This is a genomic window from bacterium, from assembly GCA_016716565.1.
Taxonomy (GTDB): Bacteria; Bacteroidota; Ignavibacteria; order Ignavibacteriales; family Ignavibacteriaceae; genus IGN2.
The window spans coordinates 1,090,856-1,106,256 of the sequence record JADJWC010000002.1 but is presented as its reverse complement, the minus strand read 5'-3'; the positions used below and the strand labels follow the sequence as shown (position 1 = coordinate 1,106,256).

General features: G+C 37.5%; 13 protein-coding genes. All 13 read left to right on the top strand.

Annotated features, from left to right (window positions below; genetic code table 11):
* The first annotated feature begins 26 nt into the window (after positions 1–26).
* The 13 genes from IPM14_11745 to IPM14_11685 all read left to right on the top strand — a co-directional run bounded on the left by IPM14_11745 (position 27) and on the right by IPM14_11685 (position 15,401).
* Entirely contained in the window at positions 27–296 is a 270-nt protein-coding gene (locus IPM14_11745; protein ID MBK9098767.1) for a DUF1049 domain-containing protein, read from the top strand.
* Between the two features lie 86 nt (positions 297–382).
* A complete protein-coding gene (locus tag IPM14_11740; GenBank protein MBK9098766.1) occupies positions 383–832 on the top strand; it encodes a hypothetical protein in 450 nt (149 codons plus the stop codon).
* Between the two features lie 15 nt (positions 833–847).
* Entirely contained in the window at positions 848–2,095 is a 1,248-nt protein-coding gene (nusA, locus tag IPM14_11735) for a transcription termination/antitermination protein NusA (protein ID MBK9098765.1), read from the top strand.
* 17 nt (positions 2,096–2,112) lie between these two features.
* The gene (gene infB / locus IPM14_11730) at positions 2,113–4,716 is read left to right on the top strand and encodes a translation initiation factor IF-2 (protein ID MBK9098764.1); all 2,604 of its coding nucleotides are present in this window, start codon (positions 2,113–2,115) and stop codon (positions 4,714–4,716) included.
* 34 nt (positions 4,717–4,750) lie between these two features.
* Positions 4,751–5,113, top strand: coding sequence for a 30S ribosome-binding factor RbfA (gene rbfA / locus IPM14_11725; protein ID MBK9098763.1), 363 nt, complete (start codon positions 4,751–4,753; stop codon positions 5,111–5,113).
* Complete coding sequence (gene truB / locus IPM14_11720; protein ID MBK9098762.1) at positions 5,073–5,804, top strand: tRNA pseudouridine(55) synthase TruB; 732 nt, start codon at positions 5,073–5,075, stop codon at positions 5,802–5,804. Before rbfA ends, truB begins: the two co-directional genes overlap by 41 nt.
* A 69-nt stretch (positions 5,805–5,873) precedes the next feature.
* Positions 5,874–6,830 (top strand): bifunctional riboflavin kinase/FAD synthetase, encoded by a 957-nt coding sequence (locus IPM14_11715; protein MBK9098761.1) that lies wholly within the window; start codon positions 5,874–5,876, stop codon positions 6,828–6,830.
* Between the two features lie 71 nt (positions 6,831–6,901).
* Positions 6,902–7,165, top strand: coding sequence for a 30S ribosomal protein S15 (gene rpsO, locus IPM14_11710; protein MBK9098760.1), 264 nt, complete (start codon positions 6,902–6,904; stop codon positions 7,163–7,165).
* Positions 7,166–7,175: 10 nt separating this feature from the next.
* Positions 7,176–9,284, top strand: a complete 2,109-nt coding sequence (gene pnp / locus IPM14_11705) for a polyribonucleotide nucleotidyltransferase (GenBank protein ID MBK9098759.1) — start codon at positions 7,176–7,178, stop codon at positions 9,282–9,284.
* 225 nt (positions 9,285–9,509) lie between these two features.
* Complete coding sequence (locus IPM14_11700) at positions 9,510–11,081, top strand: Rne/Rng family ribonuclease (protein ID MBK9098758.1); 1,572 nt, start codon at positions 9,510–9,512, stop codon at positions 11,079–11,081.
* Positions 11,082–11,155: 74 nt separating this feature from the next.
* Entirely contained in the window at positions 11,156–12,238 is a 1,083-nt protein-coding gene (gcvT, locus tag IPM14_11695; GenBank protein MBK9098757.1) for a glycine cleavage system aminomethyltransferase GcvT, read from the top strand.
* 7 nt (positions 12,239–12,245) lie between these two features.
* On the top strand, positions 12,246–12,968 hold the full coding sequence (locus IPM14_11690; protein ID MBK9098756.1) for a 2-phosphosulfolactate phosphatase: 723 nt from the start codon (positions 12,246–12,248) through the stop codon (positions 12,966–12,968).
* 12 nt (positions 12,969–12,980) lie between these two features.
* Positions 12,981–15,401 (top strand): DNA translocase FtsK, encoded by a 2,421-nt coding sequence (locus IPM14_11685; GenBank protein ID MBK9098755.1) that lies wholly within the window; start codon positions 12,981–12,983, stop codon positions 15,399–15,401.

Genomic DNA, 15,401 nt, shown 5'->3' with positions numbered 1-15,401 from the left:
GCTTAATTTTAATCAGTGAGGTGAGAATGCGGCTAAAAATTATAATTCTTTCATTCCTTTTTCTTTTGTTCGCAATTATTGCTGTGCAGAATACGATCGCGACCGAACTTAAGTTTATATTCTGGTCAATTCAGGCACCGCTTATTGTGATGATTGTTGTGATATTTATTTTGGGTTTGGTTATAGGATTAATTTTCAGCAGCAATTATGAGAGGAAGAAAAAGAAGCAGGAAGCTGTAATTCAAACGAAAAAAGAAGAAAAAGACAAGACTTCGGACTCACAACAGTTTAAATAAGATAAAAAAATCCCTCTTTGGTAATTGGTTAAAAAAACGTATGTTTGAATGTCCTTATTCGCCCTTTTTGGGCGATTTTTGTTTGTATGAATCAGAATATTGAAAATATCCGTGAAATTGCTCAGCAGGTTGCCGAGCAGAATAATCTTTTCCTCATCGATTTGATAATTCGTGGTTCTGAATCTAGTCGGGTGATTGAAGTTTTCATCGATGGTGAAGTCAATGTTACTGCAGATGAATGTGCATTAGTAAGCAGAGAGATAAGCAAGCAAATTGAAGAAAAGGAGTTGCTGAAATCTTATCGTCTGGATGTTTCTTCACCGGGAGTGGACAGACCACTTGTCTATTTGAAACAATATACAAAGCATCTAAACAGGTTGTTTGAAGTTGAGTTTACAGCAGCTGGTGAATTAGTAAAATTTAAAGGAAAGCTAAGTTCAGTTGAAGATGATGTTCTGACTTTTCAATCAAACAAGGAAATTAAAATAAAATTTCCGGACATTATAAAAGCAAAAGTTTTAGTAAGTTTTAATTAAAGGAGATCTACTTAAATGAATCGCGAAATAGTTGAATCTTTCGCCGATATGGTAAAAATGAAAGGCATCGATAAAGATGTGCTGGCAGGAATTCTTGAAGAGGTATTTACTCTTTTGGTAAGAAAAAAATACGGCGAAGAAGCAAGATGCGATGTTGTTGTTAATATGGATCGTGGCGATATTGAAATTTATCTCGAAAGACAGATTGTTGACGAAGTAACTGATCCCGGGACACAAATAAGTATCGGCGAAGTAAATAAAAGAGGGAACGAAGACCAGCTTGAAGTCGGTGAAGATTACGTTGAAAAGATTGCACTTGCTTCTCTCGGAAGAAGACTAATAACACTTGCAAAGCAGAGTCTAAATCAAAAAATACGAGAAATAGAAAAAGATATTGTTTACAATGAATACAAAGAGCTTGTTGGTGAAATTGTTGTGGGAGATATTTATCAGATCAGGAAAAATGATATCCTTATCAATCATAACAAAAACGAATTGATGCTTCCTCGCGATGAGCAGATACCTTATGAAAAATATAAGAAAGGCGAGACGATAAGAGCAATTGTCAAAGAAGTCAGGAAAACTGGAAGCGGTCCGCAGATAATTGTATCAAGAGCCGATAATATGTTCTTGCGAAGATTATTTGAGATAGAAATTCCGGAAATCTATGATGGAATAATTGACATAAAAGGAATTGCCCGCGAACCCGGCGAAAGAGCAAAGGTAGCAGTTGAATCTCAGGACGCTAGAATTGATGCAGTTGGAGCCTGCGTTGGAATGAAGGGAGTTAGAATTCATGCAATCGTCAGAGAATTGAACAATGAGAATATAGATGTTGTTAATTACACTGATGATCCGACTTTATATATTCAGAGATCACTTGCGCCGGCAAAAATCAAACAAGTCGAGGTTGATGAAGAAGCGAAAAAAGCAACAGTTACTGCTGATTCAGACCAGGTATCTCTAATTGTCGGAAGAAATGGTGTGAACATCCGGCTTGCGATGAAGCTCACCGGATTTGAAATAGATGTTCTTCGAGAACAAAAAGCATTCGAAGAATATGAAGAAGATATCGAGCTTATTGATCTGAAAGAAGAGCTTGGAGAAGAAGTCTATAACACTTTGATTAATAATCGTTATGATACTGCTCTTGAAGTGCTTACTGCCGGAGCTCAGAAACTGATGGAAATAGAAGGCTTTGATGAAGAAAAAGCTAACAGTATAATTGAATTGCTCAAAGCTCAATTTGAAGAAGAAGAATAAAATAACAAACTACATTTATGGCTGATACCAAAGAAAAGAAAATAAGAATTTACAAGCTCGCTACTGAGTATAATCTATCTGCTGATTCGCTTGTGGAATTTCTGAACAGCAAAGGATTCAAGGTTAAAAATCATATGTCTCTTTTGGAAGAAGATATGATCACAGCCATAAATGCTCATTATAAAAAAGATATTGAGAAGGCAGAACATCATTACAAAAAATTAGCCGAGTTCCATAAAAAACGTGCTGAGAGAGCAAGCAAAGAAGCTAAAGAGGAAGAAAGACCTGAAGAAGCACCAGAATTGGCCCCGACAACTGAAACTGTCGAACCGGAAACCATTATCAAGGCGACCGAAAAAGCAGTCGAAGAAGTTGCACAGATAGAATCTGAAAAGAAAGTTGAGGAACCAGTTGCAGAACAGTCGGAAGAAAAATCTGAGCAAGTACAGGAGATAAAAGAAGGCAAAGAAAAAGAGAAAGAAAGCAGGATCCCGAAGGCTAAAGGTTTAACTGTGGTTGGTAAGATTGATCTGGATGAGAAGAAGAAGAAAGTACCAGCAAAGTCGGATGAGGTTAAAGCAAAATCCGGTACTGATGAAGAAACAGATGAAGCTGCCAAGAAAAAGAAAAAACCAAGAATAAGAAAGAAAAAAGCAGAAGGAACTGTTGAAGAATCTCCTGAAGCTAAAAAGAAAAAACGGGTAAGAAGATTTGAAGTAGATGAGCGCGAGGTTAAAGAAGCTATCAGGAAAACGCTCATGAGTATGGACGATGTATCAGCACCTGGTCGGGCAAGCGCACGAAAAAGAAAAAGAAAAGAACGTGAAGCACTGGAAGAAAAAAGATTGGAAGAAAAAACACTCGCAGGTAAAACTCTAAGAGTTAATGAATACATATCGGTAAGCGAACTTGCGAACCTTATGAATGTTCCCGTCAGTGATGTAATTACTAAATGTATCGAACTTGGTTTAATGGTTTCTATTAACCAGAGACTTGATGTCGAAACTATTACTCTTGTCGCCGATGAATTTGAATTTGATATTGAACTGCAGGAAGAATATACTTCTGATGCTGTTGAAGATAGTGAAGATGAGCAGGAAGAACTTCAACCAAGACCACCCGTTGTAACTATAATGGGTCACGTTGATCACGGAAAAACTTCTCTTCTTGATTATATCAGAAGAACGAATGTGGTTGCGGGTGAATCCGGTGGAATCACTCAGCATATTGGTGCATATAAAGTTGATCTGGATAACGGTCGCTCTATCACATTTCTTGATACTCCAGGTCACGAAGCATTTACAGCAATGAGAGCGCGCGGGGCACAGTTAACAGATATTGTTGTACTCGTCGTTGCCGCGGACGATGCAGTTATGCCGCAGACCATCGAAGCGATAAATCATGCGCAGGCAGCAGGAGTTCCCATTGTAGTTGCCATAAATAAAATTGATAAACCCGGAGCCAACCCGGAAAGATTAAAACAGCAGCTTGCAGATAGAAATATTCTTGTGGAGGAATGGGGAGGCAAGTATCAGTCTGTTGAAATTTCAGCAAAACATGGTACTAAGGTAGAGCAACTTCTTGAAAAAATTATTCTCGAGGCTGAAATACTCGACCTTAAAGCTAATCCGGAAAGATTAGCACGCGGTGTCGTTGTTGAATCAGAACTCGATAAAGGAAGAGGAATTACCGGAACGATTTTAGTACAAAAAGGAACATTGAGAATTGGAGATCCTTTCATTGCCGGAATTTACCAGGGAAAAGTTCGTGCAATGTTTGATGAAAGAGGAAATAAAGTAATCGAAGCTCCTCCGGCTACTCCGGTACTCGTTCTCGGATTTGAAGGTCCGCCGCAGGCAGGTGATTCATTTGTTGTTGTAGAATCTGAAAGAGTTGCCAGAGAAATCGGAATAAAAAGACAACAGCTTAAACGCGAACAGGATCAGAAACAGATTCATCATCTTACACTTGATGAAATTGCAAAACAGATCAGCATCGGCGGTGTAAAAGAACTTCCGCTTATTGTTAAAGGTGATGTTGATGGTTCGGTTGAAGCACTTGCTGATTCGTTGTTAAAACTTTCTACAGAGGAAGTGGTAGTTAAAGTTATTCACAAAGGAGTTGGCGGAATTTCTGAAAGTGATGTACTTCTTGCTGATGCTTCAAGAGCAATTATTATCGGTTTCCATGTAAGACCAAACCTCAATGCAAGAAAACTTGCAGAGAAACAGCACGTTGATATTCGTCTATACAGTGTTATTTATAATGCAATAAATGAAGTTAAATCAGCACTTGAAGGTCTGCTGTCGCCAATAATTTCAGAAGAAGTAACTGCAACCCTCGAGGTAAGAGATACATTCAAAGTTCCGAAATTCGGAACAGTTGCTGGATGTTATGTACTTGAAGGAAAAATTGCCAGGAGTAATAAAATCCGATTGATAAGAGAAGGTATTGTAATTTTCGATGGAGATATCGGCACACTTAAAAGATTTAAAGATGATGTCAGAGAAGTTGATTCAGGTTATGAGTGCGGATTGAATATTGCAAACTATAACGATGTAAAAGTTGGTGATATAATTGAAGCATATAAGCTGATTGAGACAAAGAAAACCCTGGCTTAGTAATTCAATATTTATTTAACAAGCAAATAAGAAAATGTCCTCGCACCGAATAGATAAAGTTGAACAGTTAATTAAAGAAGAGATAAGCTACATTCTGCTTAACAGGATGCAGGGTGATGATCTTGGATTTATTACCGTAACAGATGTAAAAGCAAGTGCGGATTTAAAGATCGCAAAAATTTATCTCTCCGTTCTTCAAAAAGAAAGAAGAGAATTGGTCTTGAATAAAATTAATCTGAGGCTTGGACATATAAGAACCGAACTTGCGCACAGGATCAGAATTAAATTTGTACCAGAACTTAAATTTTTTATCGATGATACACTTGATTACGTTGAGAAGATTGAAGGATTGATAAATGAAATCCATAAACAGAATAATAACCAATCAGACTCTTGATCTTCCAGATGTTAATTTCTCAGAGGGTGAAATAATTCTCATTGATAAACCTTCCGGTCCGACATCATTTCAGATTGTTAACAAGATCAGAAAAATAATTGATGCGAAAAAAGTTGGTCATTCAGGAACGTTGGATCCGAAGGCAAGTGGCTTGATGATTATTTGTACGGGTAAGAAAACCAAGTTAATGGATAGTTTCATAAATCTAAATAAAACATATACTGGAGTAATCAGGCTTGGTTTAACTTCTCCCTCAATGGATATAGAGACAGAATGTATTGAAATACCAATTCCCGAAAATCTGAATGAAAAAAAAATTCTGGAAGTGCGGGACAGTTTCATCGGAGAAACCGAACAGACTCCGCCGATGTTCTCTGCTGTAAAAATCAACGGTAAAAAACTTTATAATCTTGCAAGAAAAGGAAAAACCGTCGAGCGTGAACCAAGGAAAATTTTGATTGAAAGATTTGATATTGATAGAATAAACCTCCCGGACATTCACTTTACAATAACCTGTTCCAAAGGAACTTTTATCAGGGTTATAGCAGATGATTTTGGGAAAAAGCTGAATACAGGAGCTATTTTGACTGAACTAAGGCGAACTGGTATTGGCAATTATCAGGTTGAAGATGCCATTTCTATAAATGCATTTTTAAGTCAATTTAAGATGAAAAATATTGTAAATTCATGAGTTATCTTATGATGGAATGCCCGGTTAAAGCTTTTATTTCGGAACGGATTAATATAAATTTGAACCCTTTTGAAAAATCTGTTTAAGATGAGGATAATAAAGGATTTAGCAGAAATAAAGCGTGATGAGAAAAGTGTAATTACACTTGGTACTTTTGACGGACTTCATCTTGGTCATCAGCAGATTGTTGAGACGGTAATCCGGAAATCGAAACAGCTCGGAGGAAGAAATTATCTGCTGACTTTCGATCCTCATCCGAGGAAAGTAATTCCGGGCAGGAATGATATTAAGTTGTTAAGTACACTTGATGAAAAAATTTCGGTTTTAGAGCAGCTCGGTCTGGAAAATCTTTTTGTGATAAATTTCACCAGTGAATTTTCAAAGCAGACACCGGAAGAGTTTGTAGAGAAATATCTTGTGAATGGAATCGGTCTAAAGGAAATTGTAATCGGCTACGATCATCACTTTGGAAAAGGAAGAGACGGAAACTTTGAACTTTTACAGGAGCTTGGAAGTAAATTTAATTATCATGTGACACTCGTTCCTGAATTCAGTGTTGACGGAGAAACAATCAGCAGTACAAAAATCAGGAATGCTCTTCTTAGCGGTGATGTTGTAAAAGCTGCCAAAATGCTTGGAAGATTTTATTCTTTCAAAGGAAAAATTGTTCGGGGTGATGGCAGAGGGAAAAAACTTGGTTTCCCAACTGCAAACATCTCAATTGATTACGAAGACAAACTTGTTCCGGCAAAAGGTATTTATGCTGCAGAGTGTATTGTTGAAAACCAAAAGCATTATGGTTTGTTAAGCCTGGGAAGCAGACCAACTTTTCATAAAGATGGTGATGTGATTCCTGAATTTTACATATTTGATTTCGACAGAGATATTTATGATAGCATAATGCGGGTTAATCTGGTAGAAAGAATTAGAGATGAAGAAAAATTTAATTCTGTCGAAGAATTAATCGTTCGTATGAAAAAAGACGAAGAAATAGGAAGAGAAATTTTAAGTAAACTAATTAATTAATCCTGGTTCTTTCAATTTAATTGATTGATTCTGGGATTATATCGTATAACTAATAACAAGGATTAAACAAAATGACAAAACAAGAAAAAGCCGATATCATAAAAAAATACGGCGGGAATGAAAAAGACTCTGGTAAAACAGAAGTGCAGGTTGCTCTTCTTACGAAAAGAATTAATGACCTGACCGATCACTTTAACAAACATGCAAAGGATCATCACTCACGAAGAGGATTGATGATGATGGTTGGTAAAAGAAGAAGACTGCTTGATTATCTTGCTAAAAAAGATATTGAGAGATATAGATCAATTATTAAAGATTTGAACATCAGAAAGTAAGGAATTTGAAATGATAGTTAAAAAGGAAGTAGAAATAGGTGGAAAAACATTCTCCATTGAAACAGGGAGATATGCACGACAGGCTAATGGTGCTGTTATGGTACGATACGCTGATACAATGGTACTGGTCACTGCAGTTGCATCTGCAGAAGTAAAAGAAGATCAGGATTTCTTCCCTCTGCAGGTTGAGTACAGAGAAAAAACTTCTGCAGCAGGAAAAATTCCCGGCGGATTTATTAAACGCGAAGGTAGACCAACCGAAAAAGAAATTCTCAGCTCCAGGTTGATTGACAGACCAATCCGGCCTCTTTTCCCCGAAAGCTTTATGAATGAGACTCAGGTTATAGCTTTTGTGGTTTCGTATGATGGGGAGAATGATGCCGATGTTCTCGGTGCAGTTGGAGCTTCTGCTGCACTTGCTATATCTGATATTCCTTTCGATGGACCCATTGCAGAAGTTCGTGTCGGAAGAATTAATGGACAGCTAATTGTAAATCCAACTCACGCAGAAATTGAGCAAAGTGATCTTGAACTTGTTGTCGCAGGAACCAGTGATTCAATAATAATGGTCGAAGGCGAATCAAAGGAAGTCAGCGAGGATGATTTACTCAATGCGCTCAGGTTTGCTCAATCAGAAATCAAAAAACTTGTTGATCTTCAAAATGAATTAAAAAAAGAAATTGGCAAGCCAAAATGGGATATAAAAGTAAAAGAAGTTGATCCAGAACTGAAGAAAGAAGTACTTGAACTTGCTGGGGAAAAATTCAGAGATATAGTACATTCAGTATTAACTAAAGAAGAAAGATCAGCAAAAAACAAAAAGCTTCAGGAAGAAGTAACTTCAATGCTGGCTGAACGATTTCCCGAGCAGGAGAAAGTGATTGGCTCGATACTTCACGATCTTGAAAAAGAATTAATGAGAGAAAGAATTCTTACAGAAGGAATTCGTCTTGATGGAAGAAACACGACACAGATAAGACCAATTACTATTGAACTTGGCGTTTTACCAAGAACACACGGATCATCATTATTCACGAGGGGTGAGACACAGAGCTTAACTACCGTTACTCTCGGCACAAAAAACGATGAACAAATTATCGATGGGCTTCGTGAAGAATACACAAAAAGATTTATGCTTCACTACAACTTTCCGCCATTTAGCGTTGGTGAAGTTGGTAGAATGAGCGGTGTCGGAAGAAGAGAAATCGGACACGGCAACCTCGCTGAAAGAGCATTGAAAATGGTTTTCCCGGGTGAAGAGGTTTTCCCATACACAGTTCGTGTAATTTCTGATATACTTGAATCAAATGGTTCATCATCTATGGCAACTGTTTGTGCCGGATCACTTGCAATGATGGATGCAGGTATCGGGATCAGCAAAAGTGTAGCGGGAATTGCAATGGGTCTTGTGAAAGAAGGTGATCGTTATGCAGTTCTGTCTGATATTCTTGGCAACGAAGATCATCTCGGAGATATGGATTTTAAAGTTGCTGGTACCACAGAAGGAATTACTGCTTTCCAGATGGATATTAAAATCCAAGGGATCTCTTTTGAGATAATGGAAAAAGCCTTGCAGCAGGCAAAGGACGGAAGACATCATATTCTCGGAATAATGAATCAGGCAATAAGCCAGCCTCGCGAACATCTTTCTGAATTTGCACCCAGATTAATTTCGATGAAGATTGATCAGGATCAGATTGGATTAGTAATTGGTCCCGGCGGAAAAACAATTCAGGGAATGCAGAGACTATTCGGTGTTGAGATTAATATCGAAGAGGACGGCACAGTCAATATTGCTTCTCCAAACAAAGAGAATGCAGTTAAGTGTAAAGAGTATATTAAAAAGATGACAGCGACACCCGAAATTGGTGAGACTTACGAAGGTGTTGTTACCAAGTTAATGGATTTCGGTGCATTCGTTGAGATACTACCAGGAAAAGAAGGATTGCTTCACATTTCCCAGATTGATAACAAGAGAGTTGAAAAAGTAAGCGATTACTATAAAGTTGGGGATAAAGTTACCGTTAAGCTGATAAAAATTGAAAACGGTAAATTCTCCCTGAGCAGAAGAGAATTATTAAAAGAAGAAGGCAAAAAGGAAAAAGCTCAGAACAACTGATCGCCTTCAGATATTATTTATAAATATTATTCATTAAAAGAATTTTTCGTAATTAATTTTTAGTCGAAAAGCTCATTATGCAATCTGAAATTTTTTTATTCATTATGTTTTTAGTTTTGTTCTGCCTGAATATTTATGCAGAGCCTCAAAAATTGCAGAAGAGCTTTTCATTTTTTAAAAGATTTTCGATGAAAAATATTTTTTCATCAAGTGAGTTTATACCAAATGGTAAAAGAAATTATTATCAACTCCGCTTCCACGCAAACACGTGTTGCTATTACGGAAGATGGAAACTTAGTCGACTTCTTTGTAGACTACCCTGAAAACCGCCGGATGGTCGGCGATATATATCTTGGAAGAATTGCAAGAGTTCTTCCGGGAATTCGTGCTGCATTCATTGATATTGGAATGAAGCACGATGCATTTCTCCATTTCTCTGATATTGGCGAACGGACACAGCAGCTTCAAGATATGCTCGGTGATGAAGATTCTGATGCAGATGTCGATGAAGATGAAGAATCTAACGGAACTGTGGCAAAAGCCAAATCGGAAGCAAAGAAAACCGAACCACAGATTCCTACACTTAAAAAAGGACAGGAGATCCTTATCCAGATTATTAAAGAACCGGTCAGCAATAAAGGAGTGCGTGTAACATCTTCAGTGTCGCTTCCCGGCAGGTTTTGTGTTCTTCTTCCTTATGATAATAAAGTGGGCATTTCTAAAAAGATTTATGATTTCCGTGAAAGAAAAAGATTAAGATCAATTGCAAGACAAATTGTTTCTGATAATTATGGTTTGATTATACGAACAGTGGCCCAGAATCAACCTGAAGATATTCTTAAAGATGACTTAAAGAATTTGATGAAAACCTGGGAACAGATAGAAAAGGAATCGAAATCACAAAGTCCGCCAGCACTCGTTTATCAGGATTTAAACACAACGGTCAGCGTAATACGCGATCTTTTCAATTCTGATATTTCGAAAATATTTGTTGATTCAAAAAAGCTTCACAAGGAAATCAAAAACTATCTTGAGCTTGTACAACCGGCGATTGCTGAGAAGGTTGAACTGTATAAATCCACTTACGGAATATTCAACACATTTAAAATAGAAGAACAGATTAAAACGCTGATGGGAAGAAAAGTACCTCTTCCAAGCGGCGGATATCTGATCATCGAACATACCGAAGCAATGGTCGTAATAGATGTAAACAGCGGAAAGTATGCAAAGAGTAAAGACCAGGAATCGAATTCGCTAAAAACAGATCTTGAAGCTTCGCGTGAAATTGCAAGACAACTAAGACTAAGAGACATCGGTGGAATTATCGTGGTTGATTTTATTGATTTGGAAGATGATAAAAACCGCAAAAAAGTCTATGATGAACTTAAGAAGGAATTCAGAAAAGACAGAGCAAAAGTTTCCATTCTGCCAATGTCAGATTTCGGACTTATACAAATTACAAGACAGCGAATCAGACAAAATATTGTTCAGGCAATAAAGGAAGTTTGTCCTGAATGTCACGGCACTGGATTACTAACTAAAAGTTCCCATCTCGTCTACGATCTAGAAAGCTGGCTCAGAAAATTCAGAAGGAAATCACGAGAGCGAAGTATTATTCTAAAAGCTCATCCTTCAACTGCTGCAAAGATCAGGGAAGGAAAGATAAAATCATTATTCAAACTGCAGTTAAAGTATTTTGTTAAAATTACTCTAAGAGAAGATGCTTCAATCTCTCCGGATACTTTTGAATTCTTTTCGGCAAAAACCGGGCGTGAATTAACTCGGGAATTTGATTAGTTTTAAATTATTATTTATTTGAAAATTGAAACAAGCACAGAAAATATTCCAAACTATTTTAATGGGGCAACAAAATGAAAAAAACAACTTTTAACAGCATTCATAAAAAACTTGGGGCGAAATTAGTTGAGTTTGCAGGCTACGAAATGCCGATACAATACTCATCCATTATTGCCGAACATAAAGCAGTACGAAATTCTGTCGGGGTTTTTGATGTATCTCATATGGGCGAAGTATTTATTACAGGAGATAAAGCTCTGGATTTCGTTCAGCACATTACGGTTAATGATGCTTCAAAATTATTTCCCGGAAGAGTCCAGTATTCGGCAATGTGCTATCCGGATGGAGGAATTGTTGATGATCTTTTAGTTTATAAAATATCTGATAAAGAATTTCTGCTGGTTATCAATGCTTCGAATATTGATAAAGATGTTAAGTGGATGAAAGAGAACAATAAATTCGGTGTTGATATTGATAATAGAAGTGATGATTATTCTTTACTTGCTGTTCAAGGTCCGAACTCAGGTGAAGTTCTTAAAAAATTAGTAACAAACATCCCCGAACTCGAGTATTATCATTTTACAAAAGGAAAAATTGCAGGCATTGAAATGATAATTTCAAGAACCGGATATACCGGAGAACTTGGATACGAGCTCTATTTTACTGGTGATATTGCGCAAGCCGAAAAAGTTTGGGATGAAGTTTTTAAAGCGGGAAAAGAATTTGATATTCAGCCAGTTGGACTTGCTGCACGTGATTCGTTGCGTTTGGAAATGGGATACTGTTTATACGGAAATGATATCGATCAAACTACGAACCCGATTGAAGCAGGTTTGGGATGGATTACAAAAACTGATAAGGTAAGTTTTATTGGTAAAGATGTGATTGTAAAAGTAAAGCAGGAAGGTCCAAATAGAAAATTAGTAGCCATGATTTCGGATGAAAAAACTTTTCCGAGACACGGGTACGATGTTACTGCAGATGGGAAAAAAGTCGGACACATTACCAGTGGTACAGTAAGTCCTGTTTTAGAAAAACCTGTCGCACTTGGTTATGTTGATAAGCCATTCAACTCTCCCGGCAGCAATGTGGCATTTAAAATAAGAGATAAAGAAATTCCGGCGGTTGTTACCAAATTACCTTTTGTAAAGAAATGATATTAAAATGAAAATTGATGTATTGTTTTCACCGGTTCAGGCTGATGAGCTTTTCTTTACAGGAAAAACTACAGTTGTAATTGATGTTCTGCGTGCGTCTACAACAATTATAACTGCACTCTCAAATGGAGCGAAAGAAATTGTTCCTGTCGGTACTGTTGAGTTTGCAGTTAAAGTATCCGGTGGGATATTCGGAGGACAAACACTTCTCGGCGGCGAACGCAACACAAAAAAGATAGAAGGGTTTGCACTTGGTAATTCTCCTGCAGAATACACAAAAGAAATAGTCGCTGGAAAATCAATAGTCTTTTATTCTACTAATGGATCTCGTGCAATTGTTAAAGCGAAATATTCAGCTAACCTGTTTATATGCTCTTTTAATAATCTTAAAACTTTGGCGACGCATCTTAAAAGTCTTAATGAAGATGTAGTTATACTTTGTTCGGGTAATAACAACTTTTTCAGTCTGGAAGATTCAGTTTGTGCAGGTATGCTGGTGAGTGAATTAGTCTTAGAAAACAAAAATAATGGAGTGACAGATTCTGCAAGGAGCGTAATGGCTTTATTTAAATCTTTCGGTAAAAATATTTTGAAGATGCTGAGCGAAACAGATCATGGAAAGCTTCTCATCGAAAACGGGTTTCAAAATGATCTTCAGGCATGTGCCGAACTTGATAACACCGATGTAATTCCTTTTTATTCCGGTAGCACTTTAAAGGTATTTAAGTAGAGAACATATTTAATGGCTGTAAAGAAGAGAAACGGTAACGTTAAAAAAAATAATTCAGGCAAGAATTATTTCAGCTTCTCCCCTGACAAGAAGAAAAGTATCATCGGGATTTTTCTTGTTCTTTTTTCAGTGTTTTTATTTCTCTGCATAATTTCATATAGTAGAAAAGACGAAGTTCTTCTTGAGAATACAATCTTTTCCGGTGGCGAATCTCATAACTGGCTTGGTTTGATAGGTGCACATTTCTCGTATTTCTTTATAAAGTCGACAATAGGTTATTTCTCCATTGTCTTCCCTGCAATCATGTTTTTATGGGGACTATCATTTTTTAAGAAGTTCACTTTTAAAACACTGATTCATACTACGAACCTTTTATTAATCTTTGGGCTAACTTTTGCTTCTTTCTTCGGAGTTTTGAAAGCAGGGCTGGATTTTCTGCCCGGGACAAAAGAACTGCGAGGAAATGTTGGCGAATATCTCGGCAGCTGGCTAATTGGATTGTTTGGAACAGCAGGAAGTATTCTTTTTCTTTTATTCGTTTCTGCTGTGATTTTGATTTTCGCTTTCGATATTAAGATTGAGAACATATTTCAGTTTATTAAAAATATGTTCGCTACCGATTCTGAAACTAAAATTAAAATTACCAGGAATGATGATGAGGCCGACACTTCAAATCTTGAAAAAATAAAAAAGCTTGGCAGAGAAAAGAAGAAACCCGCTGTTGTTGAAGATGAAGATCTCTCAGCAGAAGAATTGATGGAAGAGGAAGCACAAACCCAGATCCAGATAATCAGAAAAGCTGATACCGAAATAATGGAAGAAGACGAGATAAAAGTCGATGAGAGAAAAAAAGTTGATCTGGAGAAAACAGGAGAGCTTCCTACTAAGAAAAGTGTCATTGAGGACGAGGATGATGAAGAAAAAAATCTTCCCAATCCGTGGGAAGAGAATCTGGATTATGAACTTCCCGGACTTGATCTGCTTCAGCCCGCTGCTGCTGAAGATATAAAAGTCGCCGAGGAGGAATTAACCCGCAACGCCGAGCTGTTGAAGGATAAACTAAAGCTCTTTGATATTGAAATTCAAAATATATCTGTAACACCGGGACCGGTAGTTACTTTGTATGAAATTGTTCCAGCCCCGGGAGTCAAGATCAGCAAGATTGTTGGACTTGAAAATGATATTGCGCTTGCACTCGCCGCGAGAGGAATCAGAATCATTGCACCAATTCCGGGTAAAGGTGCAATCGGTGTCGAAATTCCGAACGCAGAAGCTGCAATTGTGAATGCTCGATCAGTACTCGGAAAAGTACGCGATTCAAAAATGCAGTTGCCATTAGCATTAGGTAAAACAATCAGCGGAGATGTTTATCTCACCGATCTTTCATTAATGCCTCATTTGCTTATCGCCGGTTCAACAGGATCAGGAAAAAGTGTTGGTATAAATATGATCATCAGCAGTTTGCTCTATTCAAAAATTCCTGCTGATGTCAAATTCCTTCTCGTTGATCCCAAGAAAATTGAGCTGTCATTTTATAATAAATTACGAAGACACTACCTTGCTGTTTCACCGGATATCGACGAAGAGATAATTACTGTACCGCAAAATGCAGTGTTAATGCTGAAGTCTGTTGAGATTGAAATGGAGCGAAGATATGACAAGCTTGCAAAAGCAGGTGTTAGAAATATCGTTGATTACAATAAGAAGGTAGATAATCCGAAAACAAAACCGCACGATACTGAGTCCATCAAACATCATCACCTGCCGTATCTTTGTGTTATCATCGATGAGCTTGCTGACCTTATGATTACTGCCGGAAGAGATGTTGAAGAGCCCATCACAAGATTGGCTCAGCTCGCTCGTGCAGTTGGAATTCATCTTGTACTTGCAACACAGCGACCGTCCGTAAATGTTATTACCGGATTAATCAAAGCAAATTTCAGTTCAAGAATTGCATACCAGGTTGCAACAAAAATTGACTCGCGAACAATTCTTGATATGAACGGTGCAGAACAGCTTCTCGGAAGAGGCGATATGCTGTTTCTTCCAACAGGCTCACCAAAGCCAATCAGAATGCAGAATGCTTTTATTTCCACCGACGAAGTAGAATCAATAACAAATTATATTTACTCACAGCCTTCCTATTCAAAACCGTATTATCTGCCATCAATTTATGATAAGAAAAAAGGTTCTTCAGGACTGTCAGCTGATCTCGATCCGATGTTCGAAGAAGCGGCCAGAGTAATTGTCCGGCATCAGCAGGGCTCTGTTTCCCTTTTGCAGAGAAAATTAAAATTAGGATATTCACGTGCTGCAAGAATTGTAGATCAACTCGAGGATGCAGGAATTGTTGGACCAAATGACGGCAGCAAAGCGAGACAGGTGTTGATCGAAAATGACGAGCAGCTGGAAACAGTTTTGAGAACACTTTAA